The following is a 24,266-nucleotide window of genomic DNA, read 5'->3' as shown; positions in this document are numbered from 1 at the left end:
CCGTTTCGCGTAAGGGAGCTGGGCCATGACTCTCGACGCCCGCAACGCCCGCACCGCCCCCAACGCCTCCGAGCCACACCGCGCACAGCGTCCGGCCCCTCCACGCACCCCCATCCGCACCACATCCCCGAGCCCCATCCGCTCGGCCCCCCTCACATCAGTCTGGAAGGTTCGCCATGTCCGCACAGTCCCCGGAAGGGTCCGCCCTCATCGCCTTGCTCACCGAGAAGTTCGAGATCGACCCGGCCCGCGTCCGCCCCGACGCCACCCTGGAAAGCCTGGACCTCGACTCCCTCGCGCTCGCCGAACTCGCCCTCGCCCTCCAGGAGCGCCTGGGCGTGCCGGTGGCCGAGTCCGAGGCCACGAAGCGGACCACCGTCGCCGGACTGACCGCCACCCTCACCGGCAAGCGCACCGCGGCGGGGGCCCGATGACCACACCGGACCGCTGTGTCGCCGTCACCGGTCTGGGCCTGCTCACCCCGGCCGGTGCCGGTCGCGAGGCCACCTGGGACGGGTTGCTGCGCGGCACGTCCACGGCGACCCGCGACCCCCAGTTGAAGGGCTGCCCCGTCGACTTCTCCTGCCGCGTCCCCGAACTCCCGCCCGCCCTGGGCCGGATCGGCGGTGGCAAGGCGTGGCGCATGGGCGACTTCACCCGGCTCGCCGTGCTCGCCGCCCGGGAGGCCGTCTCCGACGCGGGGCTGACCCCGGGGACCGGCTGGGACGGCGCGCGCGTCGCCGTGGTCATCGGCTCGGGGCTCGCGGGCGCCGGGCACCTGGAGGACCAGACGCTCCGCTTCCACCAGGGCGGGCCCGAACTGGTGGCGCCGACGCTCGTGCCGATGCTGATCCCCAACATGGCGGCGGGCGAGGTGGCTCTTGACCTCGCCGCGCGCGGCCCGTCGCTGGCGACGCAGTCGGCGTGCGCCTCGGGGGCCGGCGCCCTGGTCGTCGCCCGTGACCTGCTGCTGAGCGGGGCCTGCGACATCGCCGTCGCCGGTGGCTCCGAGGCGGCCGTGGGCCCGGTCGTCACGACCGGTTTCCAGCGCATGGGCGCGCTGTCGGCGCGGGGCGGCGACCCCGCCGCCGCGTCGCGGCCGTTCGCGGCCGACCGGGACGGCTTCGTCATGGCGGAGGGCGCCGCGGTCTGTGTCCTGGAGCGCGCGGCGGACGCCCGGGCCCGGGGCCGGCGCGGCTACGCGCTGCTCGCGGGGGCCGGTCAGTCCACCGACGCCCACCATCCGACGGCGCCCGCGCCGGGCGGCGTCGTCGCGGAGACGGCCCTGCGCGCCGCGCTCGCGGAGGCCGGCCTGTCCCCCGGCGACGTCGACCACGTCGACGCGCACGGCACGTCCACCCCGCTCAACGACCGGACCGAGGCGGAACTCATCGGCCGGGTCCTGCCGCACGGCCCCAGCGTGACAGCGCCGAAGGGCGTGCTCGGCCACAGCCTGGGCGCGGCCGGGGCCGTCGAGGCGGCCGTCACCGCGCTGACGGTCCACCACGGCACGGTGCCGCCGGTCGCCAACCTGACGCCGGACAACCTCGGGTTCCCCCTCGACTGCGTGACCGGGGCGCCGCGGACGCAGCGGGTGCGGGCCGCCGTCAGCCACTCCTTCGGTTTCGGCGGGCACAACGTCGTGCTCGTGTTCGTCCCGGTGTGACCCCGGCCGTGCCACGCCGCCGACCATGCCGGGCCGTCCGCCGTGTCCTTCGCAGGAAAGAGCGCATCCCCATGACCGCGTACAGTTCCCTCTCCCATGTGGCCGTGCACGTGCCGTCCGGCCGCCAGACCGTCGGCGAGGCGGAGGACCGCTTCCGCGCCCACAGTCCGGACGTCACCCTGGGCCGTGGCGTGCTCCAGCACATGTACGGGTTGCTCGAACGGACCGTCGCGGACGCCGACGAGCAGCCGTCCGACCTGGCCGCGCACGCCGCGCGGACGCTCCTCACGAGGTCGGGTGTGGCCGCCGCGGACATCGATCTGCTGATCTTCACGGGCATCCTCGCCGACATGGAGGAGCCCGCCACCGCCCATGTCGTCGCCGACAAGGTCGGCCTGGGCTGCCCGGTGTTCGACCTGAAGAACGCCTGCAACGGTGTCCTCAACGCCATCGAGGTCGCCGACGCGTTCATCAGGGCGGGCCAGTACCGGCGCGTCCTGATCACCACCGCGGAGGTCTCGACCCGGGAGAGCCGGTGGGCGGTCGACACCCAGGACGACGTCCTGACGGCGCTGCCCAGCCTGAGCACAGGTGACATGGGGTCCGCCCTGCTCATGGAGGTGTCCGAGCGGCCCGGCGTGCTCGGCGCGCGCTTCTTCGCCAACTCGTGGGGCTGGCCCGCCGCCACCCTCCCGAACCCGTACGCCCGTCATCGCGCCCTGGGCCGTCTGCACATCGACTCGGCGCAACTCGTCGCCTCCTTCGCGGGGTTGCCGCAGCGCGTACGGGCCGCCGTGCGCTCCCTCGGGGTGGCCACGGCGGACCTGGACCTAATCTGCATCCATCAGCCGTCCGTCGCGTTCACGAAGGTGGCCTGCGAGTGGGTGGGCGTGGACGTGGACCGGATCCAGCCGACGTTCCCGACCCACGGCAACGTCGCCACGAACACCATCCCGCTGCAGCTCGCCACCGCCTCGGAGTCCGGACGCCTCCAACGGGGCGATCTCGTCGGCCTGTTCGGGTTCGCGAGCGGGGCCAGCGCCGGGGTGGTGGTGTGCTCGTGGTGACGCCGCGCATCGCCCCGCTGCCCCCGCACGCGTGGCCGTCCGCGCTGCGTGAACTGCTGCACGCCTCCCATCGGGACGGGTCCGGCCGCGAGAACCTGTTCGGTACGCTCGCCCACCATCCGCCGCTCGCCGAGGCCTGGCTGCATCTGGCCCAAGTGCTCACCCATCAGGCCCTGTTGGAGCCGCGCCTGCGTGAGCTGGTGATGCTGCGCACCGCGCACCGCCTGCGCTCCCCGTTCGTACGCGCCCGCCACGAGGCCCATGCGCGGGACCTCGGCGTCCCGGAGGCCGCCGTCGCCGCCACCGCCGCCCCGGAACCGGTCCCGGCCGCGGGTGAGGCCCCGTACGGCTGGAGCGCGCGTGAGGCGGTGGCGCTGCGCGCGGTGGACCCGCTCGCGGTGGGCACCCCTCTCCCCGAGGCGATGTGGTGTGAGCTGGCCGGACTGTTCACCCCGCCCGAGCTGCTCGAACTGCTCGTCCTGGTGGGCCAGTGCGCCATGGCGTGTACGACGCTGAACACGCTGCGCACGCCCGGTGACGGGCCCACGGTGCGCGTCGACACGGGGCGTTGTTGCAGCGCCGGTCAGTGCGTGTCCACCGTCCCCGAGGTGTTCGCGCACGACGAGGACGGGCTGGTCACGCTCGTCGACGAGCGGCCCGAGGTGACGGAGCGGCTGCGCCTCGCCGCCGCGCTGTGCCCCAGCGGCGCCATCCAGCTCACCGCTCCCCCTCCCCCTACCGCTCCCGCACCCGCACCCGCACCCGCACCCGCTTCCGCTTCCGTCAGGTCCATGGAAGGCGCTCCCCCGTCATGACCTCCGCCCCGCCCGTCCCGCTCACCCTGCCCGCGCCGTACGGGACCTGCCCGTTCACCCCGCCCCCGGCCTACACCGAGGCGGCCCGGCAAGCCCCGGTCACCCGCGCCGTCCTGCCGGACGGTTCGCCCTGCTGGCTGGTGACGGGGTATCAGGAGGTGCGGGCCGTGCTGTCCGACGCCCGGTTCAGCGCCGACGCGCGGACGCCCGGCTTTCCGTTCCTCTCCGCCGCTCAGCGCCAACTGGCCACCCAGCGACCGAGTTTCATCCGCATGGACGACCCGGAGCACGCACGTCTGCGCCGCATGGTCGCCAAGGACTTCCTGGTGCGCCGCGTGGAGGAGTTGCGCCCCCGCATCCAGCGGATCGTCGACGCACAGCTCGACGCGCTGCTCGCGGGCGGCCAACCGGCCGATTTGGTGCGGGACTTCGCCCTGCCGATCCCCTCGCTGGTGATCTGCATGATGCTCGGCGTGCCCTATTCGGACCACGACCGCTTCCAGTCGCTCAGTCGCACCTTGCTGGACAACACCGCCTCGCAAGGCGAAGTGAGCGCAGCGCACGCCGAGTTGACCTCTTACCTCGAACGCCTCGCCGAGCTGAAGACCCGCGAACCCGGCGACGACATCCTCAGCCGGCTCGCGGCCCGCGCCGACCTCACCGCGCAGCAGGTCGCCTCGCTGGGCTTCCTGCTCCTGGTCACGGGACACGAGTCGACGGCGAACATGACGGCGGTCTCCGTGTACGCGCTGCTCCGCGCCCCCGGGACGGCCGCCCGCCTCCGGGCGGACCCGGCGCGGGTCCCCGGCGCGGTGGAGGAACTGCTGCGGCACCTGACCATCATCCACCTGGGGCTCGCCCGCGCCGCGACGCGGGACGTCGAGATCGGCGGGGTGACCGTCGCGGCGGGCGAGGGCGTACTGTGCATGCTGTCCACGGCGAACCGCGACCCCGGCCTGTTCGGCACGGACGCCGACACCCTCGATCTCGACCGGGACGCCCGCCGCCACCTGGCGTTCGGGTTCGGCGTGCACCAGTGCCTCGGCCAGACGCTGGCCCGCGTGGAGCTGCGGGCGATCCTCGGGACGCTGCTGCGCCGGGTGCCCACCCTGCGCCTCGCCGTCGCGGAGAAGGACCTCGTCCCCACCACGCGGACCATCGTCCTCGGCCTGCGGGAGCTGCCCGTCACTTGGTGAACGGCGTGCACCGCGAGGGGTGGGTGGTCCGGGGAAACACGGGCGGACCGGGAAGACGCGGGCGGACCGGGAAGACGCGGGCGGTCCGGGAGGACGCGGGCGACGCGGGAAGACGCAGGCGGCCCGAGAAGGCGGAGGCGGCCCGGGAAAACACGGGCGGTCCGAGAAGACGCAGGCGACCCGGGAAGGCGCAGGCGGTCCGGGAAGACGCAGGGGACCCGGGAAGGCGCAGGCGACCCGAGAAGACGCGAGCGGTCCGAGAAACACGGGCGACCCGGGAAGGCTCAGGCGGTCCGAGAAGACACCAGCGGTCCGAGAAGACGCCAGCGGTCCGAGAAGACGCAGGCGACCCGAGAAACGCAGGGGACCCGGGAAGACGCAGGCGACCCGAGAAGACGCGAGCGGTCCGAGAAGACGCGAGCGACCCGGGAAGGCGCAGGCGACCCGAGAAGACGCGGGGCTCAGGTGAGATGCCGGGCGAACGCCTCATGGGCCCGGTCGTCGAAGACGACGAACCGCACCTCCTCCACCGTCGGCGAGGCGGTCTCGCGGACCGTCTCGACGGCGATCCGCGCCCCGTCGTCCAGCGGCCAGCCGTAGATTCCGGTGGAGATCGCCGGGAACGCCACCGTACGGGCGTCGAGCCCGGCGGCGACCTTGAGCGACTCCCGGTAGCAGGAGGCGAGCAGCTCCGACCGGTCCTCGGTCGCCGACCAGCGCGGCCCGACGGTGTGGATGACGTGCCGGGCCGGGAGCAGCCCCGCCGTGGTGGCGACGGCCTGCCCGGTCGGCAGACCTTTCCCGTGGTGCGAGGCGCGCAGCGCGCGGCAGGCGGCGAGGATGTCAGGGCCGCCGCGCCGGTGGATCGCGCCGTCGACCCCGCCGCCGCCGAGCAGGGAGGAGTTCGCCGCGTTCACCACGGCGTCCACGTCCTGCCGTGTGATGTCGCCAAGGACGAGGGTCAATCGGGTGCTCATGACGCGCGGAGCCTGCGCCACACGGCCTTCGCCGCGTTGTGCCCGGACATGCCGTGCACGCCGGGCCCCGGCGGTGTCGCCGACGAGCAGATGAAGACGGCCGGGTGGGGGGTCGTGTACGGGGAGAGGGACAGCTTGGGGCGCAGCAGGAGCTGGAGTCCGCCGACCGAGCCGCAGGCGATGTCGCCGCCCACGTAGTTGGCGTTGCGCACGGCCAGTCGGGGCGGGCCCGCGGTGGCGCGGGCGAGCACCAGGTCCCTGAAGCCCGGGGCGAAGCGCTCCAGTTGGCGCTCGACGGCGTCGGTCAGGTCGCCGTCCCAGCCGTTGGGGACGTGGCCGTACGCCCAGAACGTGTGCTTGCCCTCGGGCGCGCGCGTGGCGTCCACGACGCTCGGCTGCACGGTGATGAGGAACGGCACCTCGGGCGCCCGGTTCTCGACCGAGGCGGCGCGCAGGGCCTTGCCGATGTCGGAGCGGTACGGGCCGACCTGCACGGTGCCCGCGACCCTGGCCTCCTTCGCGGTCCACGGGACCGGGCCGTCGAGCGCGTAGTCGATCTTGAAGACGCTGGGTCCGTAGCGGAACCGGTCGTAGTAGCGGCCGAGCCCCGCGATCCGGGCGAGGGCGGTGGGCGAGGTGTCGAAGACGTAGGCGCGCGCGGGCGGCAGGTCGTCGAGCCGCTTCACCTCGTAGTCGGTGTGGACGGTGCCGCCGAGGTCCTTCAGGTACGCGGCGAGGGCGTCGGAGAGGGACTGCGTGCCGCCGTGGACGAGGGGCCAGCCGCGCGCGTGGGCGGCGAGAGCGAAGACGAGGCCGATCGCGGACGTCGCGAAGCCGCTGAGCGGGGCGATGGTGTGGGCGACGAGCCCGGCGAAGAGGGCGGGGGCCCGCTCGTCGCGGAAGCGGCGCATCGCCCAGGTGGCGGGTGGCAGGCCGAGCAGCCCGAACCGGGCGAGGGTGACCGGGTCCCGGGGCAGGGCGCTGAGCGGCAGCGACATGAAGTCCCGCACGAGGGTGTCCCAGCGCGGGAGCAGCGGCTCGACCATGCGCCGGTAGGCACCGGCGTCGCGCGGCCCGAAGGAGGCGGCGGTCTCGGCGACGGACCGGGACAGGACGGCGGCCGTGCCGTCGGGGAACGGGTGGGCCATCGGCAGCTCGGGCTGGTCCCAGCGCAGTCCGTACCGCTCCAGCGGCATCGCCCTGAACGCCGGGGAGTTGACGCCCAGCGGGTGCGCCGCCGAGCACGGGTCGTGGCGGAAGCCGGGCAGCGTCAGCTCCTCGGTGCGTGCGCCGCCGCCGACGGTGGACTCCGCTTCGAACAGGGCCACGGACATGCCCCGCCTGGCCAGTTCGACCGCGGCGGTCAGTCCGTTCGGCCCCGCACCCACGACGACGGCATCGAGCATCGACGGCACCTTCGGACTCCTTCGTCAGCCGACGGCCACTGCCCGCACAGGATATGCCTGAGCACCGACAACGCCGGGCGCGGGTGTCGTCCCGCGCCCGGCGGACGCGCTCAGGCGCCGCCGGCCAGGAGTCCGGCGACGCGGCGCGCCGTCGCCGCGTCGCGTGCCGCGGTGAAGGGCAGCGCGTTGCCCCCGGTGATCGCGAAGGGGACGCCGTCGCGGGTGAGGTGCGCGCCACCGGTCTCCTCGACCAGGAGCAGTCCGGCCGCGTGGTCCCAGGCCAGCTCCCAGCCGAAGGCGACGGCGTCGAGGTCGCCGCGGGCGACGGCCAGGTACTCGAGCCCGGCCGAGCCGCAGGGGCGCGGGGCGACCCCTTCGGTGCGCAGCCCCAGCAGGGTCCGCTTCTGCTCGTCGGTGGTGAAGTCGGGGTGCGAGGTCGCGACGCGCAGGTCGCGGCCGGGCACGGGCGCGCCGGCGGGCAGCACCCTGCCGTTGAGCCGCGCGCCCCGGCCGCGGACCGCCACGGCGAACTCCCCGAGGGCGGGCGCGTACGTCCAGGAGGCGAGGACCACGCCGTCGAGCGCGAGGGCGACGAGGGTGCAGAAGCCGGGGTCGCCGTGGACGAACTGGCGGGTGCCGTCGACCGGGTCGACGATCCAGACGGGGGCCGCGCCCCGGACCGCCTCGTACGTCGCGGGGTCGGCGGCGACCGCTTCCTCGCCGACCACGACGGAGCCGGGCAGCAGGGCGGTCAGCTCGCGGGTGAGGTACTGCTCGGCGCGCTTGTCGGCGACCGTGACCAGGTCGTGCGGAGCGCTCTTCTGCTCGATCTCGTGGGCGGCGAGCTGCCGGAAACGGGGCGTTATCTCGGCGGCGGCAGCGGCGCGGACGGTCCGCTCCACGTCGGTCAGGAGCTGCTGGGTGACATTGCGGGTCAGAAAGTCGTCGATGCTTTCTGTTGCTGTATCGATCATGTCTCCATGAGAACACGCCCCACTGACAACGCGTTCTGCGCAGGTGAACTGTGGGTGGAATCACCATGAAAACAGCGATTCCACCCACCGTCCCACCCCCCGTTCCACCCACCGTCCCACTCACGGTTCCGCCCACCGTCCCACTCACGGTTCCGCCCCTGGACGTCACCTGCCGACGGCGTAGCCCTGCATGCCGCGCGGGTTGGCCGCCGCCGACAGGACGCCGGTGCGCGGGTCGCGGGCCACCGCGCACAGGCGGCCCTCGGACCAGGCGTCGGCGACGGTGACCTCGTGGCCGCGGCGGCGCAGCTCGGCGACGACCTCCTGATCCATGCGCGACTCGACGGTCACCGACCCCGGCCGCATGCCGCGCGGGAAGAAGGAGCCGGGGAACGAGTCGTTGTGCCAGTTCGGGGCGTCGATGGCGCCCTGGAGGTCGAGGCCGCCGCGGACGGACGCGCGCAGCGCCACCGCGAGGAAGAAGTGCGTCTGCCACTGGTCCTGCTGGTCGCCGCCGGGCGTGCCGAAGGCCAGCACGGGGACGCCGTCCCTCAGGGCGAGCGAGGGGGTCAGTGTGGTGCGCGGGCGGCGGCCCGGGGTGAGCGAGTTCGGCAGCCCCTCCTCCAGCCAGGTCATCTGGAGGCGCGTACCGAGGGGGAAGCCCAGCTCGGGCACGACCGGGTTGGACTGGAGCCAGCCGCCGGAGGGGGTCGCGGCGACCATGTTGCCCCAGCGGTCGACGATGTCGAGGTGGCAGGTGTCGCCGCGGGTCAGGCCGTCGGCGTCGACGTCGGGTTCGCCCGGCACCGGGGACGTGGGGCTCTTGGCGACCGTGGGTTCACCCGCGCCCGCCACGCCCATGGCGTCGGAGCCGGGCTCCCCGGCGGCGACGGCGCCGGCGTGGGCGCTCAGGCGCGGCTCGGCGCCGAGGGGGCTGCCGGGCCGCAGCTCGTGGGAGGCCTTGCCGGGGTCGATCAGGGCGCGGCGTGCGGCGTTGTAGTCCTCGGAGAGCAGTTCGGCGACCGGTACGCCGCAGGGGGCGGCGTCGCCGTACCAGGCCTCGCGGTCGGCCATGGCGAGCTTGCAGCCCTCGACGAGCAGGTGGACGTAGTCGGCGGAGCCGTAGGCGGGCAGCTCGGGCGGGAGGAGGGCGAGCTGCTGGAGGAGGACGGGGCCCTGGCTCCAGCCGCCCGCCTTGCACAGGGTCCAGCCGTTCCAGTCGTAGGTCGCCGGGGTCTCGTAGGTCGCCCGCCAGGAGGCGAGGTCGTCGCGGGTGAGGGTGCCGGTGTGGCGTTCGCCGCTGGTGTCCAGGGTGGGCTGCCGGGCCTGGCGGACGAGCGCCTCGGCGATGAAGCCCTCGCGCCAGACGCGCCGGGCCTCCTCGATCTGCGCGGCGCGGTCGGGGCCCGCCGCCTCGGCCTCGGCCACGAGCCGCTTCCAGGTGGCGGCGAGTTTGGGGTTGCGCAGCAGTTCGCCGGGGGCGGGGGCCTTGCCGTCGGGCAGGTAGACCTCGGCGGAGGTGGGCCACTCGGTGGTGAAGAGCTCGCGTACCGTCTCGACGGTCTCGCCGACGCGCTCGACGGGGGCGTGTCCGTCCTCCGCGTAACCGATGGCGTAGGCGAGGACGTCGGCGAGGGCCTTCGTGCCGTGGTCCTTGAGCAGCAGCATCCAGGCGTCGAAGGCGCCGGGCACGGCGGCGGCGAGCGGGCCCGTGCCGGGGACGAGGTCGAGGCCGAGTTCGTCCTTGTAGTGCGCGACGGTGGCGCCCGCGGGGGCGACGCCCTGGCCGCAGAGCACGCGTACGTCGCCGCCCGCCGGGGCGAGGATGATCGGCACCTCGCCGGCGGGCCCGTTCAGGTGCGGCTCGACGACGTGCAGGACGAAACCGGCGGCGACGGCGGCGTCGAAGGCGTTGCCGCCGTCCTCCAGGACCGCCATCGCGGACTGGGAGGCGAGGTAGTGCGTGGAGGAGACCATGCCGAAGGTGCCCTGGAGGGTGGGGCGGGTGGTGAACAAGTGAGCTCCTAGCGGGTGGCGGTGGTGCGGGAGTGCGGCGGCATCGTACGAGGGGTGGCCGCGGCGGCGTCGGGCGCGGTGCCGTCGTCAGTGACGAGGTGGCGGGCGACCTCGCGGGCGTCGTCGAGGGTGCGCAGGGCGGGCACTCGGCGCGGCAGCGGTCGACGGCGAGCGGGCGGCGCGTGTGGAAGCGGCAGCCGGGTGGCGGGGCGAGGGGGCTGGGCAGTTCGCCGCTGAGGACGATGCGCTCGCGGGTCCGCTGGGTGACCGGGTCGGGGACGGGTGCGGCCGACGGCAGGGCCTGCGTGCAGGGGTGCTCGGGGGCGGCGAACAGCTCCTTGGTGGGGGCCTGTTCGACGATCCGGCCCAGGTACCTGACGGCGATGTGGTCCGCCAGGTACTCGACGGCCGCCAGGTCGTGCGTGATGAAGAGGCAGCCGAAGCCGCGGTCGCGCTGGAGGTCGGCGCGCAGGTTCAGGACGGATGCCCGCACGGAGACGTCAAGGGCGGACGTCGGCTCGTCCGCGACGAGGAGGTCGGGGTCGGCGGAGAGGGCGCGGGCGATGGAGATGCGCCGGCGCCGGCCGCCGGAGAGTTCGCGGGGGTGCCGGTCGGCGTGTTCGGGGCGCGGCCCCCCGCGGACAAGGGGGTTGTCCGGATGTCGGGCGGGAATCGGTGAAGTTTGGGATGACCGGACCCGACGTGGGGGATGTGCGAGGCAGAACGCGCGGGGGCCCGGACCGAGGACGGCGACTGCGCCGCATCGGTCCGGGCCCCGGGACGGAGCGGGGAGGGGGACGGGTCAGCTGTCCACCCAGCCGTGCTTGCGGCCGCTCTGCACCAGTTCGCGGCGGACCGCGAGGATCTGCTCGCCGGTCAGGGACGGAGCGGCCCGCAGCAGCAGTTCGGTGACCTCGTTGGTGAACTCGTCGACGCGCAGCACGTCGCACATCACGTCGTCGCCGTCGGCCGCGCCCCGGACGGACACCGGCGCGGACGCGCCCTCGGCGAGCCGCACCGAGGACGCCTTGGGGCCGCGGTCGCCCTCCTCGATGTCGAACTCGACCTTCAAACCCGTGCGCAGATACGACTCCGGGACGAGGAGGTCGTTCACATGCAGGAAGACGTCCTCGCCGCCGTCGTCCGGCGCGATGAACCCGTATCCACGCGCTCCGTCGAAGCGCACCACACGACCAGCGACCACGCCGACCCCCAACCACCACGGCGGACCCAGCGTCCGCGCCCTCAGCAATGTGTCCGAACTTGTCGGGATCCTAGAGCCTCTCCCCCGGCGAAAACGCTCAGGCCCCGCGTCGCGTCGGCGTGGCGGTCCGGCCGGTGCTCCGGTGCGGGTCCGGGGCGCGGGCGGTGACGAGGCCCGACTCGTAGGCGAAGACGACGAGTTGCGCGCGGTCGCGGGCGCCGAGCTTGGTCATGGCGCGGCTGATGTGGGTCTTGGCGGTGAAGGGGCTGATCACCATGTGAGCGGCGATCTCCTCGTTGGTGAGGCCGCGCGCGGCCAGAGCGGTGACCTCGCGTTCGCGCGGCGTGAGGCATTCCAGGCCCGGCGCGGTCGCCCGGTCCGGGGGCCGGGCGACGAACGCGCCGATGAGGCGGCGCGTGACGGAGGGCGACAGGAGTGCGTCGCCGCGCGCGACGACCGCGATGCCGGTGAGCAGGTCCTCCGGTTCGCTGTCCTTGAGCAGGAACCCGGAGGCGCCCGCGCGCAGCGCCTCGAAGACGTACTCGTCCAGGCCGTAGTTGGTGAGCATGACGACGCGGACCCCGGCCAGGGCAGGGTCGGCGGCGATCCGCCGGGTCGCCTCGATGCCGCTGATGCCGGGCATCTGCACGTCCATGAGGACCACGTCGGGTACGTGTTCCCGCACGAGGCCGACGCCCTCGTCCCCGTTCGCGGCCTCCCCCACGACCTCGATCCCGTCCTCGGCGTCGAGCAGGGCGCGGAACCCGGCGCGCATCAGCGCCTGGTCGTCGACGAGCGCCACCCGGATCGTGGGGATCACGGGGCGGCCCCGGGGACGGCGGCCCGAGGCTGATGCCGCCGCGCGGTCGGGATGGCGGCGCCGTTCGGTCCGGTCGCCCCGGTCGCCCCGGTTGGCGGGTCCTGGTCCGCCGCCCCGTCGAACGGCAGCCGGGCCCGCACCTCGAAACCGCCGCCGGTCCGGGGCCCCGCGGTCAGCGTGCCGCCCAGGGCGCCGACCCGCTCGCGCATGCCGGTGAGGCCCGTGCCCTCGGTGACCGGCCGGTCCGGGGACGCCGCGCCCGTGTCGGTCACCTGGACCGTCAACGTCTCCTGCCCGTAGGCCAGCCGGACCTCCGCGTGCGCCTCGGGGCCCGCGTGCCGTGCCACGTTCGTCAGTGCTTCCTGCACGATCCGGTACGCCGCCCGCTCCACCGGGTCCGCACCCTCGCGCTCGGTGCCGGTGACGGTGAGGCCGACGGAGATGCCCGCCGAGCGGGCGCGCTCGACCAGCAGCGCGGGGCTGCCGGTGGGCTCGTCCGTGCGCAGCACGTCCAGCGTCGAGCGCAGTTCGCGCATCGCCTCGCCGCTCGCCTCCTGGATGGCGAGCAGCGCGGCCGGTATCTCCTCGCCGCGTTTGCGCGCGAGGTGGACGGCGACCCCGGCCTGGAGCTTGACGATCGAGATGCTGTGGGTGAGCGAGTCGTGCAACTCCCGGGCTATCCGCAGCCGTTCCTCACCGGCGCGGCGCAGCGCCGCCTCCTCCCGGGTGCGCTCGGCCTCCAGGGCGCGCTGTTCGGTCTGGTGCAGGTACGCCTGCCAGTTCTTGTCGGCGAGCCCCGAGACGACCGCGCACAGGAACCATCCCGCGAGCAGCATGCCCCGGGCGGCGGCGCCGTCCGTGGCGAGCGCGTCCCTCGTGACGTAGAGGGCGAGGAAGGCACCCGCCGTGGCGGCGGCCGGTCCCCGGTGGCCCGCACGGACCGCCGCGCACACCGCGACGAACACGGGCAGCGCCGCCCAGGGCCCGGGGTGCGCGTGCACGACGTAGGCCGCGACCAGGGCGGTCGTGGTGAGCAGGACCGCTCGGGGCGCCGCGCGGTGGCCCGCCAGAGCCACCGCGGACGCCGTCATCAGGGCGTAGTCCAGTGGCGTCGCCCCGCCGTCGCCGAGCGCCGCCACGAGCACGACGACGGCGCCGACCACGACGGCGAGCACCGCGTCGGCCAGGTACGCGCGCCAGGCGGGCGGGGGTGACGCGCCGCCCGCCTCACCGGCCGCCGCTCCCCTGCCCGCTGTCGTGCTCAAGTCCCCCGTCATGCCTGGAAGGTTAGGCGGTGCCACTGACATCGGCGTCCGTCGTGAGGACGGCCGCGGCGGCGCGGCTACTCCCCCGGGAGTAGACCGAGGTGGGCTCCGCCGTACGACGCCCGGGGCCACGGCGCCGGGCGAGCCTGAACGGGTCCTCGGCACCGCCCGAGCCCCGCCCGGAGGAGTCCGTATGTCCGGCCCGTACCGCTACACCCGCCCACCGTCGCCCAAGACCGCCACCGGCACCGCCGCCGCCGTCTACGCGCAGACGGCGACCGACTTCGGCATCCCGCATCCGACGACCCTCGTCGTCCTCGGTTCGGCGCCCGAACTCCTCGCCCCCGCCTGGGCGTTGCTGCGCGAGTCCCTCATCGCGGGCAGCGGCTCGCGCGCCGACCGCGAGCTGATCGCGGCCGGTGCCTCCCTCGCCAACCGCTGCCCGTTCTGTGTCGACGCGCACGCCGTGCTGCTGCACGCGAACGGCGACCACGCCCTCGGTGAGGCGGTGGCCCGTGCCCGGTCCCCGCGCGGCGAGCGGGCGGCCCGGCTCCTGGAGTGGGGGCGCGCCACCCGGGTGCCCGGCTCCCCGGAGCTGACGCCGCCGCCGTTCGCCCGTACCGCTCTCGCCTCCCACTTCGGTACGGCGCTGACCTTCCACTTCATCAACCGGATCGTGTCCGCGCTGTGCGGCGAGAATCTGCTGCCCGCGGGTGCCCAGCGCCTGCGGGCGGTCCGCTCACTGGCCGGCCGGAGCCTGTCCCGCGCCGTCCGCGCCCCGCACCGGCCCGGCGCCTCGCTCGCCCTGCTCGGCTCCACGGGCCCGGGGCCCCTCTGGGCGGCCGGCACCTCGGTCGGACCGGCCTACGACGCCCTGCGCACCGCCGCCACGACCGGCGCGGGTCTCCTCGACGACGCCGACCTCGGCCTCGTGCAGAGCACGGTCGCGCGGTGGGACGGCTCGCACCCCGCCCCCTCCTGGCCCGAGTTGCCGGACCGTGCCGACCGGCCCGGGGCGCGCCTGGCCCTGCTCGCCGCGCTCGCCCCGTACCGGATCACCGACGAGGACGTGGCGGCATGGCGTGTGCCGCCGTTCACCGACCACTGCCTGGTCCGTCTCATCGCGTACGGGGCGTTCGCCGCCGTCGACCGGATCGAGTCGGCGCTGCCCGCGACCGCACTCCTGGAGGCTTCGTGATCACCGCCAATCTCCGTCAACGGCAGGCCTGGAACGGGCCGCTCGGCCACCACTGGGCCGACCACCACCGGCGTTTCGACGCGATGCTCGGCGAGGCCGACGAGGCACTGTTCGAGGCCGCCGCCCTCACGCCCGGCGACCGGGTCCTCGACATCGGCTGCGGCGCCGGGGCCACGACCCGCAGGGCGGCGCTGCTCGCGGCCCCCGGTCGGGCGGTCGGTGTCGACATCTCGCTGCCGCTGGTCGCGCGGGCCCGCGCCCGTACCGCCGAGGAAGGGGTGCGGGGCGCGGTCTACGAGGTCGGGGACGCGCAGACGTACCCGTTCGCGCCGGGCGGCTTCGATGTCGCGCTCAGCCGTGGCGGCGTGATGTTCTTCGAGGACCATGTGGCGGCGTTCGCGAACGTGGCCCGCGCGCTGCGCAGGGGCGGGCGGCTCGCCTTCGTCTGCCCGCGCCGCCCGGGCCCCGGGACCGAGGAGAGCGCGGCGCTGGCCGAGTTCGCCCGGCGTCTCGCGGAGGGCACCAGGGACGCGGCGCCCCTCCCGCCGGACCCCGGCGCGCGGGCGGCGGGCGCCGCCATGGCGTCCTTGTCGGAGCCGTACCGCATCCACGCCGTGCTGCACCGCACGTTCCACCGGATCGCCGTGGACGCGGTCGACGTCCACACCCGCTGGGGCGACACCCCCGCCGACGCGGTCGACTTCCTCCTCTCCCGCGCACCGCGGCGCCGGGTGTCCGCCCGTACGCGGGCCGTCCTGGAGGACTCGCTGCGCCCGTACGCGACCGCGGGCGGCGTACGCATGCGGGCCGGGGTGTGGCTGGTCACGGCCGTACGCCGGGACGATGCCGGTGCGTGACACCGAGGTGACGGAAGTGGCGGTGTCGCCGCAGGGCAACTCGTGTGAGACTGGCGTCCCCGCACCCCCCTGACGCAAGGGACGTACGCCGTGCGTTCTCTCCCCCTCCCGGTCACCCTGGCGGCCCGCCTGCTGCCGGTCGTCGTGCTCGCCTGCGCGGGCTGGGCCTGGTCCACGGGGCCGCTGTCCGACTCCGCCGACACGCGGCGCGAGGAGGCGGCGCCGCAGCCGTCGGCGTCGGCCTCGCACGGGCCCAGCGAGAGTGTGGCGGCGAAGACGTACGCGAAACCGCCGGCGCCCTGCTCCGCTGTCACGGGCAGTACGGTCACCGCGCTCGTCCCGGGTGCGAAGGCGGCGGGCAAGGAGCTCGCGGCGACCGACGAAGCGGTGCGCCGCGGCTGCTCGTGGAGCGCGCTCAAGGGGTACGACTACCGTTGGCTCGACGTCACCTTCGAGGTGAAGGACTCCGACGCCCTCGCGAAGCGGTCCTTCGCGGCGGGGCGTGACGCGGGCGACGCGGCGCGGGACATCGGTGACGAGGCGCGGCTGAGCACGCATCTCGTCACCAAGGACAAGCAGCAGACCCGCGAGGCCGTGCTGACGGCGCGCGCGGCCAACACGCTGGTGACCGTCACCTACAACGGCAGCGACTTCGAGTCGAAGGGCGCGCCGTCCGCCGACACGGTCGGCGAGGGCGCGGCGCGGGCGGCGCGCGACGCCGTCGCCGCACTCCGGGCCTCGCACTAGGGTCTGTCGGTGCCTCAACCGCCGATGAACGGCGGCCAGTTGCGGATCTTCTTCGCTCGTGGGGCGGCGTACGTACGCACCTTGGACGTCGTCAGGCCGAGGCGCACGAGTGATTCGGCGACGGTCACGGCGGCGGTGACGCCGTCGACGACCGGGACCCCGGTGCGCTCCTTGACCCGCTCGGTCAGTTCGGCCATGCCCCCGCAGCCCAGGCAGATCACCTCGGCCCGGTCCTCCTCGACGGCGCGCGCGGCCTGCTCGACGATGGCCTCGATCGCGGCGTCCGGGTCCCGTTCGAGGTCGAGGACGGCCATGCCGCTGGCCCGTACCGAGGCGCACCGGTCGGTGAGTCCGGCCAGTTTGAGCCGGTCCTCGATGAGGGGGACGGCCCGGTCCAGGGTGGTGACGACGGAGTAGCGGTGCCCGAGGTACTGGGCGGTGGAGGCGGCGGCCTCGGTGATGTCGACGACCGGCACGTCGAGGAGTTCCTGCAAGCCCTCGCGTCCGTGTTCGCCGTATCCGGCCTGGACGACGGCGTCGAACGGCTCGGGGTGGGCGCGCACCGTCTCCATGACGGCGATCGCCGCGAGGTAGCTCTCGTAGTTGCCCTCGACGGACTCGGCGCCGAACGCCGGGGTGAGCTCCACGATCTCGGTGCCGGGCGCGGCGACGGACCGTGCCTGGGCGCCGATGGCCTCGGTCATCGTCTCGGTGGTGTTGACGTTGCAGACGAGTATGCGCATGGCGGTGACAGTGCTGCTTTCTGTTCTCTGTGCGGGTGCGGCGCGGAGATCGGGAGGGTTCAGGCGGCGTCGACGGCGATCGTCTCGCCGTCCACGTCGTGCGCCGTCCGGCTGCGGTCGGCGAGGGCCACGTAGAGCAGGGCGGCGAGACCGGCGCCGATGAACCAGGAGAAGCCGGAGACCGGTTCGAAGACGGGCACGAGGGCGACGACGACGGCCACGGCGGCGGCGGGTCCGAAGGCGCCGACGGCCCGCAGGTGGAACCCGGAGCGGTAGTGGTAGTCGCCGTCGGCGGCGTCGGTGTAGAGGGCGGGGACGTTGACGCGGGTCCTGCGCACCAGCCAGTAGTCGGCCATGACGACGCCGAAGGCCGGGCCGAGCAGGGCGCCGAGTCCGCCGAGGAAGTAGTTGACGACGGTCGGGCTGTTGTAGAGGTTCCACGGCAGGATGACGAGGCCGATGACGGCGCTGACCAGCCCGGCGCGGCGGAAGTCGAGCTTGCGCGGGAAGAGGTTGACCAGGGCGTAGATCGGGGCGACGAAGTTCGCGAGGAGGTTCACGGCGATGGTCAGGGTGATGAAGGCGAGCGAGGCGAGCACCATCAGCGGGGTGCTGGGGATGGTGGCGACGATGTCCTCGGGCCCGGTGACCACGCGTCCGTCGAGCTTGAACTGGCCGCCGGAGAGCACCACGACGATCCCGGCGAAGAAGAGCATGTTGAGCGGGATGCCCACGAGGTTGCCGACGACGATGGCGCGGCGGCTCTTGGCGGAGCGGGTGAAGTCGCAGAAGTTGAGGACGAAAGTGCCGTAGATGACGACCCACAGAGCGGCGCTCTCGAAGATCTGCCTCCAGGCGTCGAGGCCGGTCGGCGCGTTGCCGGTGGAGACGGCGACGGACAGGTCCGTCTTGGTGAGGATCCAGGCGGCGAGGCCGCACATCGTGATCAGGATGGCGGGCGCGGCGAACGCCATGTACTTGCGGATCAGCTCCATGCCGTAGCTGACGATCACGACCTGGACCACCCACAGGGCGACGAAGGTGATCCAGCCGAGCGTCGACAGGCCCAGGATCGCGTTGTGGTCGAGAGAGGCGGCGCCCGGCGCGAGTTCCTTGACGACCGCGCGGAGCACGGAGGCGGCGAGATAGGTCTGGATGCCGAACCAGGCGATGGCGACGGCGCCGCGGATCGCCGCCGGGAGCTGGGCGCCCCGGGTGCCGAAGGAGATCCGGCTCATCACCGGGAACGGGACGCCCGTCTTGTGGCCCATGTAACCGGAGAGCGTGAGCAGCCCGAACAGCAGCGCGGAGGCGATCGCGAAGGCGATGAGAATGTGCCAGACGCTCATCCCGAGGGCGAAGAGGCCCATGGCGAAGGCGTAGTTGCCGAGGCTGTGCACGTCGTTGCCCCACAGCGTGAACACGTTGTACGCGCCCCAGCGCCGCCCTTCTCTACGGGTGGGGGCGAGGTCCGGACTGTAGAGGCCGGGGCTGGTCCCGGCCGGTGCCGCGGCGGTGGAGGTCTGTTCGTGCACGACGGCCATGACGCGCTCCTAAGTGTGAATGTGCCCAACTCACCCCGGAAAAAGGGCATTCATGGGCACACTTCCGCGAGAGCGACCCTGCGCTCCGACGCCTTTGGTATACCAATACGGCGTGCGCAGGGCATCCGTCAATGGAATGCGTCCTCCGGATCGGGGCCGCGCGTCAGCGCACCACGTCGAAGACGTTCTTCTGGAGCCCGTTGGCGTACGCCTCGTGCTCGACGAGCCGCAGCTTCTGGGCGTCCTTGTCCGTGGTGCTGAACAGGCGCTTGCCCGCGCCGAGGAGCAGCGGGAAGACCAGCAGGTGGTAGCGGTCGGTGAGGCCCGCGTCCGAGAGGTCGCGGTTGAGGGCGGCGCTGCCGTGGACGATGATCGGGCCGCCCTCCGTCTCCTTGAGCGCGGCGACGTCGTCGAGGGAGCGCAGGATGGTGGTCGGACCCCATCCGTCGACCAGGGCCTCCTCACCGAGGGTCGTCGAGACGACGTACTTCGGCATCACCTTGTAGTCGGCGAATTCCGGCATGCCGGGCCAGACGGGGCTGAACGCCTCGTAGCTCACCCGTCCCAGCAGCATGGCCGCCGCTTCCTTCTGCTCACGGCCCTTGATCTCGAAGGCCTCGGGCAGGAACTCGACGTCCTTGAAGGTCCATCCCGCGTTGCGGTACCCGGACTCGCCGCCCGGGGCCTCCACGACGCCGTCGAGCGAGACGAAGGCGGTGCTGATCAACGTACGCATGGGGGTTCTCCTGGCAGCAGTGAGTCGGAAGTCCGGCCCGGGGTGCCCCGCGGGCCGTTCTTCCTGACAGACCCCGCGCCGCGCGGAAACTCATCGCCGCGCGGGCCCGGGCGGGGTGCGCCGCCCCGCCATCAGGACCGCGTACAGGACGAGCGAGGTACCGAGTCCGACGGCCCAGCCGTAGTCCGCGAGCGGTTTCAGGAACGGGATGATGCCGTCCGTCGGGAAGGGGCCCGCCTTCTCGCCCCGGGCGTCCAGCGTCGAGTACGAGCCGCCGACCGCCAGCACGCCGCCGGTCAGGAAGGCGGCCACCGCCCGGGGGTTCCAGCCGCCCGCGTACCAGTACCGGCCCCCGGCCACGTACAGGTCGGTCACGTCCAGGACGGTCCGCCGGACGATCCAGTAGTCCGCGATCAGGATGCCCGCCACCGTGCCGAGCAGCCCGCCGACCACACCCAGCCACGTGAAGATGTACAGCTCCGGCGTCGACGTCAGCTTCCACGGCATGACCAGGACGCCCACGACGCCGGTGATGACGGCGCCGGTGCGGAAGGTGATGTGTTTCGGGGCGAGGTTCGCCAGGTCGTACGCGGGCGAGACCACGTTCGCCGCGAGGTTCACCGAGATCGTCGCCACGAAGACCGTGACCAGGGCGAACAGCAGCCCGAAGACGTTGTCCGTCTTGCCGGCCAGCGCGACCGGGTCCCAGATCGCCACCCCGTACACCTTCTCCGAACCGGCCGTCACCAGCACGGACATCAGCGCGAAGAGGGTCATCGTCGTCGGCAGACCGAGGCTTTGTCCCAGCACCTGGGCCCGCTGCCCCTTGCCGAACCGTGTGAAGTCCGGGATGTTCAGCGACAGCGTCGACCAGAAACCGATCATGCCCATCAGGCCGGGGAAGAAGACCTTCCAGAAGTCCGCGCCCCAGCCGACCTTCGACGGCTCGTGCAGCAGCGGACCGAAGCCACCCGCCTTGTTCGCGATCCACACCAGGAGCACCACCGCGCCGACGAGCACGAACGGCGCCGCCCAGTTCTCGAAGCGGCGCAGCGTGTCCATGCCCCGGTGGATGATGGCGAGTTCGAGCACCCAGAAGACGACGAAGCACAGCCACAGGGTCCACGGGTAGCCGCCGATGCGCGCCGCGTCGGCCCAGCCTCCGAAGATCTTGCCCAGGAGGACGAAGATGCCCTGGCCGCCGATCCACGTCTGGATGCCGAACCAGCAGCAGGCCACCGCCGCACGCACCATCGCGGGCAGGTTCGCCCCGCGGACCCCGAACGAGGCGCGGGCCAGAACCGGGAAGGGTATGCCGTACTTCGGCCCCGCGTGTCCCGTGAGCAGCATCGGCCCCAGCACGATCACATTGGCCAGGCCGATCGTCAGGACCGCCTGCTTCCAGTCCATGCCGAGCGCGACCAGGCCCGAGGCCAGCGTCCAGGACGGAATGCAGTGGGCCATGCCGACCCACAGGGCCACGAAGTTGTACGTGGTCCAGCGGCGTTCGGCGAGCGGGACGGGGCGCAGGTCCTCGTTGGCGTAGCGGCTGTCCGCCGGGGAGGTGCCCGGCGTCGGATCGGTCGCGGATGCGGGTGGTGGCGCGGTGTCGGTCATGGGCAGTCCGTTCTGCGGAGGAGGACGGGGAACCGGGGGCGACCGTGCGGGTGCCGTGAACTGCCGTGGTGCGGTGCGGATCAATCGGTGAACGCCGGGATGACGTCGCGGCCGTACCGGTCGATCACCGACTCCCGCGCGTCGTGCATGGCGTACACCGCGAACTGGTCGACGCCCGCGTCCCGCAGGGCGCGCACCTTCTCGACATGGGCGGAGGCCGGGCCGATCAGGCAGAAGCGGTCCACGATCTCGTCCGGCACGAACGCCGTGTCCGGGTTCCCCGAGCGGCCGTGGTGCGCGTAGTCGTACCCCTCGCGTGCCTTGATGTACTCCGTCAGCTCGGGCGGGACCAGGCCGGAGTCCGCGCCGTACCGGGCGACCAGGTCCGCGACGTGGTTGCCGACCATGCCGCCGAACCAGCGGCACTGCTCACGGGCGTGCGCGAGGGCCTCCGGGGAGTCGTCGGCGGTCACGTACGCGGGCGCCGCGACGCAGATCGTGACGTCGTCCGGTGCGCGGCCCGCCGCCACCGCCGCGTCGCGCACCGCCTTGACCATCCACTCCGTCAGGAACGGGTCGGCCAGTTGCAGGATGAAGCCGTCGGCCTCCTCGCCCGCCATCCGCAGCGCCTTCGGCCCGTACGCGGCCATCCACACCGGCAGTTCGGCCCCGGGACGCACCCACGGGAAGCGGACCACCGAGCCGCCGCCGAGGTCCGCCTCCGCGCCGCGGCCGAGCGCCCGTATCACCCTGATCGCCTCGCCGGTGCGGGCGAGGGTGTTCGGCGGGCGTCCGGCGACGCGCATCGCGGAGTCGCCGCGGCCGATGCCGCACACCGTGCGGTTGCCGTACATGTCGTTGAGGGTCGCGAAGGTGGAGGCGGTCACCTCCCAGGTCCGCGTCCCCGGGTTGGTGACCATCGGGCCGACGACCAGGCGCCGCGTCTCGGCGAGGACACGGCTGTAGATGACGAACGGCTCCTGCCACAGCACGCACGAGTCGAAGGTCCAGCCGTGCGTGAATCCGGCCTCCTCCGCCCGCTTCATCAACTCCACGACCCGCGAGGCCGGCGGGTCGGTCTGAAGGACGAGTCCGAAATCCATGAGGGGCCCCCTTGGCTCCGTGCGCTGCTCAGTCCAGGTACTGACAGGTGCCGCGCGGGAGGTACGTGCCGTGCCCGGCGCGTCCGGTGAACTCCCGCTCGGTGATGACCGGTTCGCCGCGGGACAGCACCGTCTCCACGCGTCCGGTGAGCCGCTTGCCCTCGTACGCCGAGTAATCGACGTTCATGTGGTGGGTCGCGGCGCTGACGGTCTGCTCGGCATGCGGGTCGTAGAGGACGATGTCGGCGTCCGCGCCCGGCGCGATGGTCCCCTTCCTCGGGTACAGGCCGAACATCCGGGCCGGTGTGGCGCACGCGATCTCGATCCAGCGGCGGCGGGTGAGGTGCCCGTCGACGACGGCCTGATGGAGGAGGTCCATCCGGTTCTCGACGCCCGGCATACCGTTGGGGATCTTCGAGAAGTCGCCGCGCCCCAGCTCCTTCTGGCCCGTGAAGCAGAACGGGCAGTGGTCGGTCGAGACGACCTGGAGGTCGTTGGTGCGCAGGCCCCGCCAGAGTGCCGCCTGGTGGTCCCGGGGCCTGAGCGGTGTGCTGCACACGTACTTCGCGCCCTCGAAGTCGGGCTCGGCGAGGTTGTCCGTCGACAGGAACAGGTACTGCGGGCATGTCTCGCCGAAGACCGGCAGGCCCTCGTCGCGGGCGCGCGCCAGTTCGGCCAGCGCCTCCCGCGCGGAGACGTGCACGACGTACAGCGGCGCGCCCGCCACCTGTGCCAGCTTGATCGCGCGGTGCGTCGCCTCCGCCTCCAGCAGCGCCTTGCGCACCTCGCCGTGGTGGCGGGGGTCGGTCTCGCCTCGGGCCAGGGCCTGCTGTACGAGGACGTCGATCGCGATGCCGTTCTCGGCGTGCATCATGATGAGGCCGCCGTTCTCAGCGGCCCGCTGCATGGCGCGCAGGATCTGCCCGTCGTCGGAGTAGAAGACGCCCGGATAGGCCATGAACTGCTTGAAGGAGGTCACCCCCTCCCCGACCAGCAGGTCCATCTCCTCGAGCGTCTCGTCGTGCACATCCGAGACGATCATGTGGAAGCCGTAGTCGACGGCGCACCGCCCCTGCGCCTTGGCGTGCCAGGCGTCCAGGCCCTCGCGCAGTGTGTGCCCGACGCTCTGGACGGCGAAGTCGACGATGGTCGTGGTGCCGCCCCAGGCCGCGGCGCGGGTGCCGGTCTCGAAGGTGTCGGCGGCGAAGGTGCCACCGAACGGCATCTCCATGTGGGTGTGGGCGTCGACACCGCCCGGGATGACGTACTTGTCGCTCGCGTCGAGGGTGCGCGCGTCCGTCCAGGACGCGGCGATGTCGCTGTCGCCGGCCGCGAGGGCCACGACGCGCCCGTCCTCGATGAGGACGTCGGCGTACATCTCGTCGGCGGCGGTGACGACGAGTCCACCGCGGATGACGGTACGGACGGCGCTCATGCTCTCCTCCAGGGACGCGGGGGCTACGGGAGCTACGGGCGGGTCAGCGGCTCGTACGCCTGCGGGGCGCGGTCGCGGTAGAACTGCCAGCGGTCGCGGACCTCGCGCAGCGTGGCCATGTCGAGGTCTCGGACGACGAGTTCGGGTGCCTTGTCGTCGGCGACCTCGCCCACGAACCGGCCCTCGGGGTCGACGAAGTACGACGTCCCGTAGAAGTCGTTGTCGCCGTAACCCTCCACGCCCACACGGTTGATGGCGCCGACGAAGTACTCGTTGGCGACGGCGGCGGCGGGCTGTTCGAGCTGCCACAGGTAGCGGGACAGGCCCCGGCTGGTGGCGGAGGGGTTGAAGACGATCTGCGCGCCTTCGAGGCCGAGCGCGCGCCAGCCCTCGGGGAAGTGCCGGTCGTAGCAGATGTAGACGCCGATCTTGCCGACGGCCGTGTCGAAGACGGGCCAGCCGGAGTTTCCGGGGCGGAAGTAGAACTTCTCCCAGAACCCCTTCACCTGGGGGATGTGGGTCTTGCGGTACTTGCCGAGGTAGCTGCCGTCGGCGTCGAGCACGGCGGCCGTGTTGTAGAGGACGCCGGGCTGCTCCTCCTCGTACATGGGGAGCACGAGGACGATGCCATGCTCGCGGGCGAGGTCCTGGAAGCGGCGCACGACGGGTCCGTCCGGGATCGCCTCCGCGTACGCGTAGAACTTGGGGTCCTGCACCTGGCAGAAGTACGGGCCGTAGAACAGCTCCTGGAAGCAGAGGACCTGGGCGCCCTGGGCGGCGGCGTCGCGGACGGCCTGCTCGTGCACCTTGATCATGGACTCTTTGTCGCCGGTCCACGCGGTCTGGAAGACCGCGGCGCGGATCACGGGGCTCATCGGGA

Annotated in this window: 22 protein-coding genes and 1 pseudogene; 8 read left to right on the top strand and 15 right to left on the bottom strand. The window is 73.1% G+C overall.

Annotated elements, in window-relative coordinates:
- The first annotated feature begins 176 nt into the window (after positions 1–176).
- The 5 genes from ACIRF8_RS16850 (at position 177) to ACIRF8_RS16830 (ending at position 4,744) form a co-directional block, all read left to right on the top strand.
- Positions 177–434, top strand: coding sequence for a phosphopantetheine-binding protein (locus tag ACIRF8_RS16850; RefSeq protein WP_404215449.1), 258 nt, complete (start codon positions 177–179; stop codon positions 432–434).
- Positions 431–1,666 (top strand): beta-ketoacyl-[acyl-carrier-protein] synthase family protein, encoded by a 1,236-nt coding sequence (locus tag ACIRF8_RS16845; protein WP_404215447.1) that lies wholly within the window; start codon positions 431–433, stop codon positions 1,664–1,666. The genes ACIRF8_RS16850 and ACIRF8_RS16845 overlap by 4 nt, the downstream gene beginning before the upstream one ends.
- A 71-nt stretch (positions 1,667–1,737) precedes the next feature.
- Positions 1,738–2,733: a 3-oxoacyl-ACP synthase III family protein gene (locus ACIRF8_RS16840; RefSeq protein ID WP_404215445.1), complete on the top strand. Its 996-nt coding sequence runs from the start codon at positions 1,738–1,740 to the stop codon at positions 2,731–2,733.
- Positions 2,727–3,548 (top strand): 4Fe-4S domain-containing protein, encoded by an 822-nt coding sequence (locus tag ACIRF8_RS16835; RefSeq protein ID WP_404215443.1) that lies wholly within the window; start codon positions 2,727–2,729, stop codon positions 3,546–3,548. Before ACIRF8_RS16840 ends, ACIRF8_RS16835 begins: the two co-directional genes overlap by 7 nt.
- On the top strand, positions 3,545–4,744 hold the full coding sequence (locus ACIRF8_RS16830) for a cytochrome P450 (protein WP_404215441.1): 1,200 nt from the start codon (positions 3,545–3,547) through the stop codon (positions 4,742–4,744). Before ACIRF8_RS16835 ends, ACIRF8_RS16830 begins: the two co-directional genes overlap by 4 nt.
- Positions 4,745–5,205: 461 nt before the next feature.
- Here the strand turns inward: ACIRF8_RS16830 and ACIRF8_RS16825 are convergent, their stop codons facing one another.
- The 8 genes and pseudogenes from ACIRF8_RS16825 to ACIRF8_RS16790 all read right to left on the bottom strand — a co-directional run bounded on the left by ACIRF8_RS16825 (position 5,206) and on the right by ACIRF8_RS16790 (position 13,418).
- Positions 5,206–5,721, bottom strand: coding sequence for an O-acetyl-ADP-ribose deacetylase (locus tag ACIRF8_RS16825; protein ID WP_404215439.1), 516 nt, complete (start codon positions 5,719–5,721; stop codon positions 5,206–5,208).
- Positions 5,718–7,127 carry a phytoene desaturase family protein gene (locus ACIRF8_RS16820; RefSeq protein ID WP_404215917.1) on the bottom strand — a complete coding sequence of 470 codons (1,410 nt, stop codon included), beginning with the start codon at positions 7,125–7,127 and terminating at the stop codon, positions 5,718–5,720. The genes ACIRF8_RS16825 and ACIRF8_RS16820 overlap by 4 nt, the downstream gene beginning before the upstream one ends.
- Before the next feature lie 110 nt (positions 7,128–7,237).
- A complete protein-coding gene (locus tag ACIRF8_RS16815; RefSeq protein ID WP_404215437.1) occupies positions 7,238–8,101 on the bottom strand; it encodes an inositol monophosphatase family protein in 864 nt (287 codons plus the stop codon).
- A 165-nt stretch (positions 8,102–8,266) separates the two neighbouring features.
- A complete protein-coding gene (locus ACIRF8_RS16810; protein WP_404215435.1) occupies positions 8,267–10,117 on the bottom strand; it encodes a gamma-glutamyltransferase family protein in 1,851 nt (616 codons plus the stop codon).
- A gap of 8 nt (positions 10,118–10,125) precedes the next feature.
- Positions 10,126–10,754: pseudogene (locus tag ACIRF8_RS16805) on the bottom strand (oligopeptide/dipeptide ABC transporter ATP-binding protein); the annotation flags it as partial.
- A 165-nt stretch (positions 10,755–10,919) separates the two neighbouring features.
- Positions 10,920–11,321: a cold-shock protein gene (locus tag ACIRF8_RS16800; protein WP_404215433.1), complete on the bottom strand. Its 402-nt coding sequence runs from the start codon at positions 11,319–11,321 to the stop codon at positions 10,920–10,922.
- Between the two features lie 97 nt (positions 11,322–11,418).
- The gene (locus ACIRF8_RS16795; protein ID WP_404215431.1) at positions 11,419–12,141 is read right to left on the bottom strand and encodes a response regulator; all 723 of its coding nucleotides are present in this window, start codon (positions 12,139–12,141) and stop codon (positions 11,419–11,421) included.
- On the bottom strand, positions 12,138–13,418 hold the full coding sequence (locus ACIRF8_RS16790; protein ID WP_404215429.1) for a sensor histidine kinase: 1,281 nt from the start codon (positions 13,416–13,418) through the stop codon (positions 12,138–12,140). The genes ACIRF8_RS16795 and ACIRF8_RS16790 overlap by 4 nt, the downstream gene beginning before the upstream one ends.
- Before the next feature lie 181 nt (positions 13,419–13,599).
- On the opposite strand from ACIRF8_RS16790, the gene ACIRF8_RS16785 reads away from it, so the two are divergent.
- The 3 genes from ACIRF8_RS16785 (at position 13,600) to ACIRF8_RS16775 (ending at position 16,208) form a co-directional block, all read left to right on the top strand.
- Positions 13,600–14,604, top strand: coding sequence for a carboxymuconolactone decarboxylase family protein (locus ACIRF8_RS16785; protein WP_404215427.1), 1,005 nt, complete (start codon positions 13,600–13,602; stop codon positions 14,602–14,604).
- The gene (locus ACIRF8_RS16780) at positions 14,601–15,461 is read left to right on the top strand and encodes a class I SAM-dependent methyltransferase (RefSeq protein WP_404215425.1); all 861 of its coding nucleotides are present in this window, start codon (positions 14,601–14,603) and stop codon (positions 15,459–15,461) included. The genes ACIRF8_RS16785 and ACIRF8_RS16780 overlap by 4 nt, the downstream gene beginning before the upstream one ends.
- 90 nt (positions 15,462–15,551) lie before the next feature.
- On the top strand, positions 15,552–16,208 hold the full coding sequence (locus ACIRF8_RS16775; RefSeq protein WP_404215423.1) for a hypothetical protein: 657 nt from the start codon (positions 15,552–15,554) through the stop codon (positions 16,206–16,208).
- 14 nt (positions 16,209–16,222) lie between these two features.
- On the opposite strand, the gene ACIRF8_RS16770 is transcribed toward ACIRF8_RS16775, so the two are convergent.
- The 7 genes from ACIRF8_RS16770 to ACIRF8_RS16740 all read right to left on the bottom strand — a co-directional run bounded on the left by ACIRF8_RS16770 (position 16,223) and on the right by ACIRF8_RS16740 (position 24,261).
- The gene (locus ACIRF8_RS16770; RefSeq protein WP_404215421.1) at positions 16,223–16,951 is read right to left on the bottom strand and encodes an aspartate/glutamate racemase family protein; all 729 of its coding nucleotides are present in this window, start codon (positions 16,949–16,951) and stop codon (positions 16,223–16,225) included.
- Positions 16,952–17,010: 59 nt separating this feature from the next.
- Positions 17,011–18,495, bottom strand: a complete 1,485-nt coding sequence (locus ACIRF8_RS16765) for an NCS1 family nucleobase:cation symporter-1 (protein ID WP_404215419.1) — start codon at positions 18,493–18,495, stop codon at positions 17,011–17,013.
- Between the two features lie 163 nt (positions 18,496–18,658).
- On the bottom strand, positions 18,659–19,231 hold the full coding sequence (locus ACIRF8_RS16760; protein WP_404215417.1) for a dihydrofolate reductase family protein: 573 nt from the start codon (positions 19,229–19,231) through the stop codon (positions 18,659–18,661).
- Between the two features lie 90 nt (positions 19,232–19,321).
- Entirely contained in the window at positions 19,322–20,848 is a 1,527-nt protein-coding gene (locus ACIRF8_RS16755) for an NCS1 family nucleobase:cation symporter-1 (protein ID WP_404215415.1), read from the bottom strand.
- Between the two features lie 80 nt (positions 20,849–20,928).
- Positions 20,929–21,951, bottom strand: a complete 1,023-nt coding sequence (locus ACIRF8_RS16750; protein ID WP_404215413.1) for a TIGR03842 family LLM class F420-dependent oxidoreductase — start codon at positions 21,949–21,951, stop codon at positions 20,929–20,931.
- Positions 21,952–21,979: 28 nt separating this feature from the next.
- The gene (gene hydA / locus ACIRF8_RS16745; protein ID WP_404215411.1) at positions 21,980–23,386 is read right to left on the bottom strand and encodes a dihydropyrimidinase; all 1,407 of its coding nucleotides are present in this window, start codon (positions 23,384–23,386) and stop codon (positions 21,980–21,982) included.
- Between the two features lie 32 nt (positions 23,387–23,418).
- Positions 23,419–24,261 carry a nitrilase-related carbon-nitrogen hydrolase gene (locus ACIRF8_RS16740; protein WP_404215409.1) on the bottom strand — a complete coding sequence of 281 codons (843 nt, stop codon included), beginning with the start codon at positions 24,259–24,261 and terminating at the stop codon, positions 23,419–23,421.
- Positions 24,262–24,266 lie beyond the last annotated feature (5 nt).

The sequence above is a fragment of the Streptomyces sp. NPDC102406 genome (genome assembly GCF_044765725.1).
Taxonomy (GTDB): domain Bacteria; phylum Actinomycetota; class Actinomycetes; order Streptomycetales; family Streptomycetaceae; genus Streptomyces.
Note: the sequence above shows the minus strand (reverse complement) of the source record. Positions and strands in the feature narration are given on the sequence as shown.

What these genes read in the sequence shown, in the direction of transcription:
- ACIRF8_RS16815 (WP_404215437.1), bottom strand. Translation starts at nt 8,101, where the DNA reads ATGATCGATACAGCAACAGAAAGCATCGACGACTTTCTGACCCGCAAT.
- ACIRF8_RS16820 (WP_404215917.1), bottom strand. Translation starts at nt 7,127, where the DNA reads ATGCTCGATGCCGTCGTCGTGGGTGCGGGGCCGAACGGACTGACCGCC.
- ACIRF8_RS16790 (WP_404215429.1), bottom strand. Translation starts at nt 13,418, where the DNA reads ATGACGGGGGACTTGAGCACGACAGCGGGCAGGGGAGCGGCGGCCGGT.
- ACIRF8_RS16825 (WP_404215439.1), bottom strand. Translation starts at nt 5,721, where the DNA reads ATGAGCACCCGATTGACCCTCGTCCTTGGCGACATCACACGGCAGGAC.
- ACIRF8_RS16830 (WP_404215441.1), top strand. Translation starts at nt 3,545, where the DNA reads ATGACCTCCGCCCCGCCCGTCCCGCTCACCCTGCCCGCGCCGTACGGG.
- ACIRF8_RS16740 (WP_404215409.1), bottom strand. Translation starts at nt 24,261, where the DNA reads ATGAGCCCCGTGATCCGCGCCGCGGTCTTCCAGACCGCGTGGACCGGC.
- ACIRF8_RS16755 (WP_404215415.1), bottom strand. Translation starts at nt 20,848, where the DNA reads ATGACCGACACCGCGCCACCACCCGCATCCGCGACCGATCCGACGCCG.
- ACIRF8_RS16845 (WP_404215447.1), top strand. Translation starts at nt 431, where the DNA reads ATGACCACACCGGACCGCTGTGTCGCCGTCACCGGTCTGGGCCTGCTC.
- ACIRF8_RS16770 (WP_404215421.1), bottom strand. Translation starts at nt 16,951, where the DNA reads ATGCGCATACTCGTCTGCAACGTCAACACCACCGAGACGATGACCGAG.
- ACIRF8_RS16840 (WP_404215445.1), top strand. Translation starts at nt 1,738, where the DNA reads ATGACCGCGTACAGTTCCCTCTCCCATGTGGCCGTGCACGTGCCGTCC.
- ACIRF8_RS16850 (WP_404215449.1), top strand. Translation starts at nt 177, where the DNA reads ATGTCCGCACAGTCCCCGGAAGGGTCCGCCCTCATCGCCTTGCTCACC.
- hydA (WP_404215411.1), bottom strand. Translation starts at nt 23,386, where the DNA reads ATGAGCGCCGTCCGTACCGTCATCCGCGGTGGACTCGTCGTCACCGCC.
- ACIRF8_RS16750 (WP_404215413.1), bottom strand. Translation starts at nt 21,951, where the DNA reads ATGGATTTCGGACTCGTCCTTCAGACCGACCCGCCGGCCTCGCGGGTC.
- ACIRF8_RS16760 (WP_404215417.1), bottom strand. Translation starts at nt 19,231, where the DNA reads ATGCGTACGTTGATCAGCACCGCCTTCGTCTCGCTCGACGGCGTCGTG.
- ACIRF8_RS16765 (WP_404215419.1), bottom strand. Translation starts at nt 18,495, where the DNA reads ATGGCCGTCGTGCACGAACAGACCTCCACCGCCGCGGCACCGGCCGGG.
- ACIRF8_RS16785 (WP_404215427.1), top strand. Translation starts at nt 13,600, where the DNA reads ATGTCCGGCCCGTACCGCTACACCCGCCCACCGTCGCCCAAGACCGCC.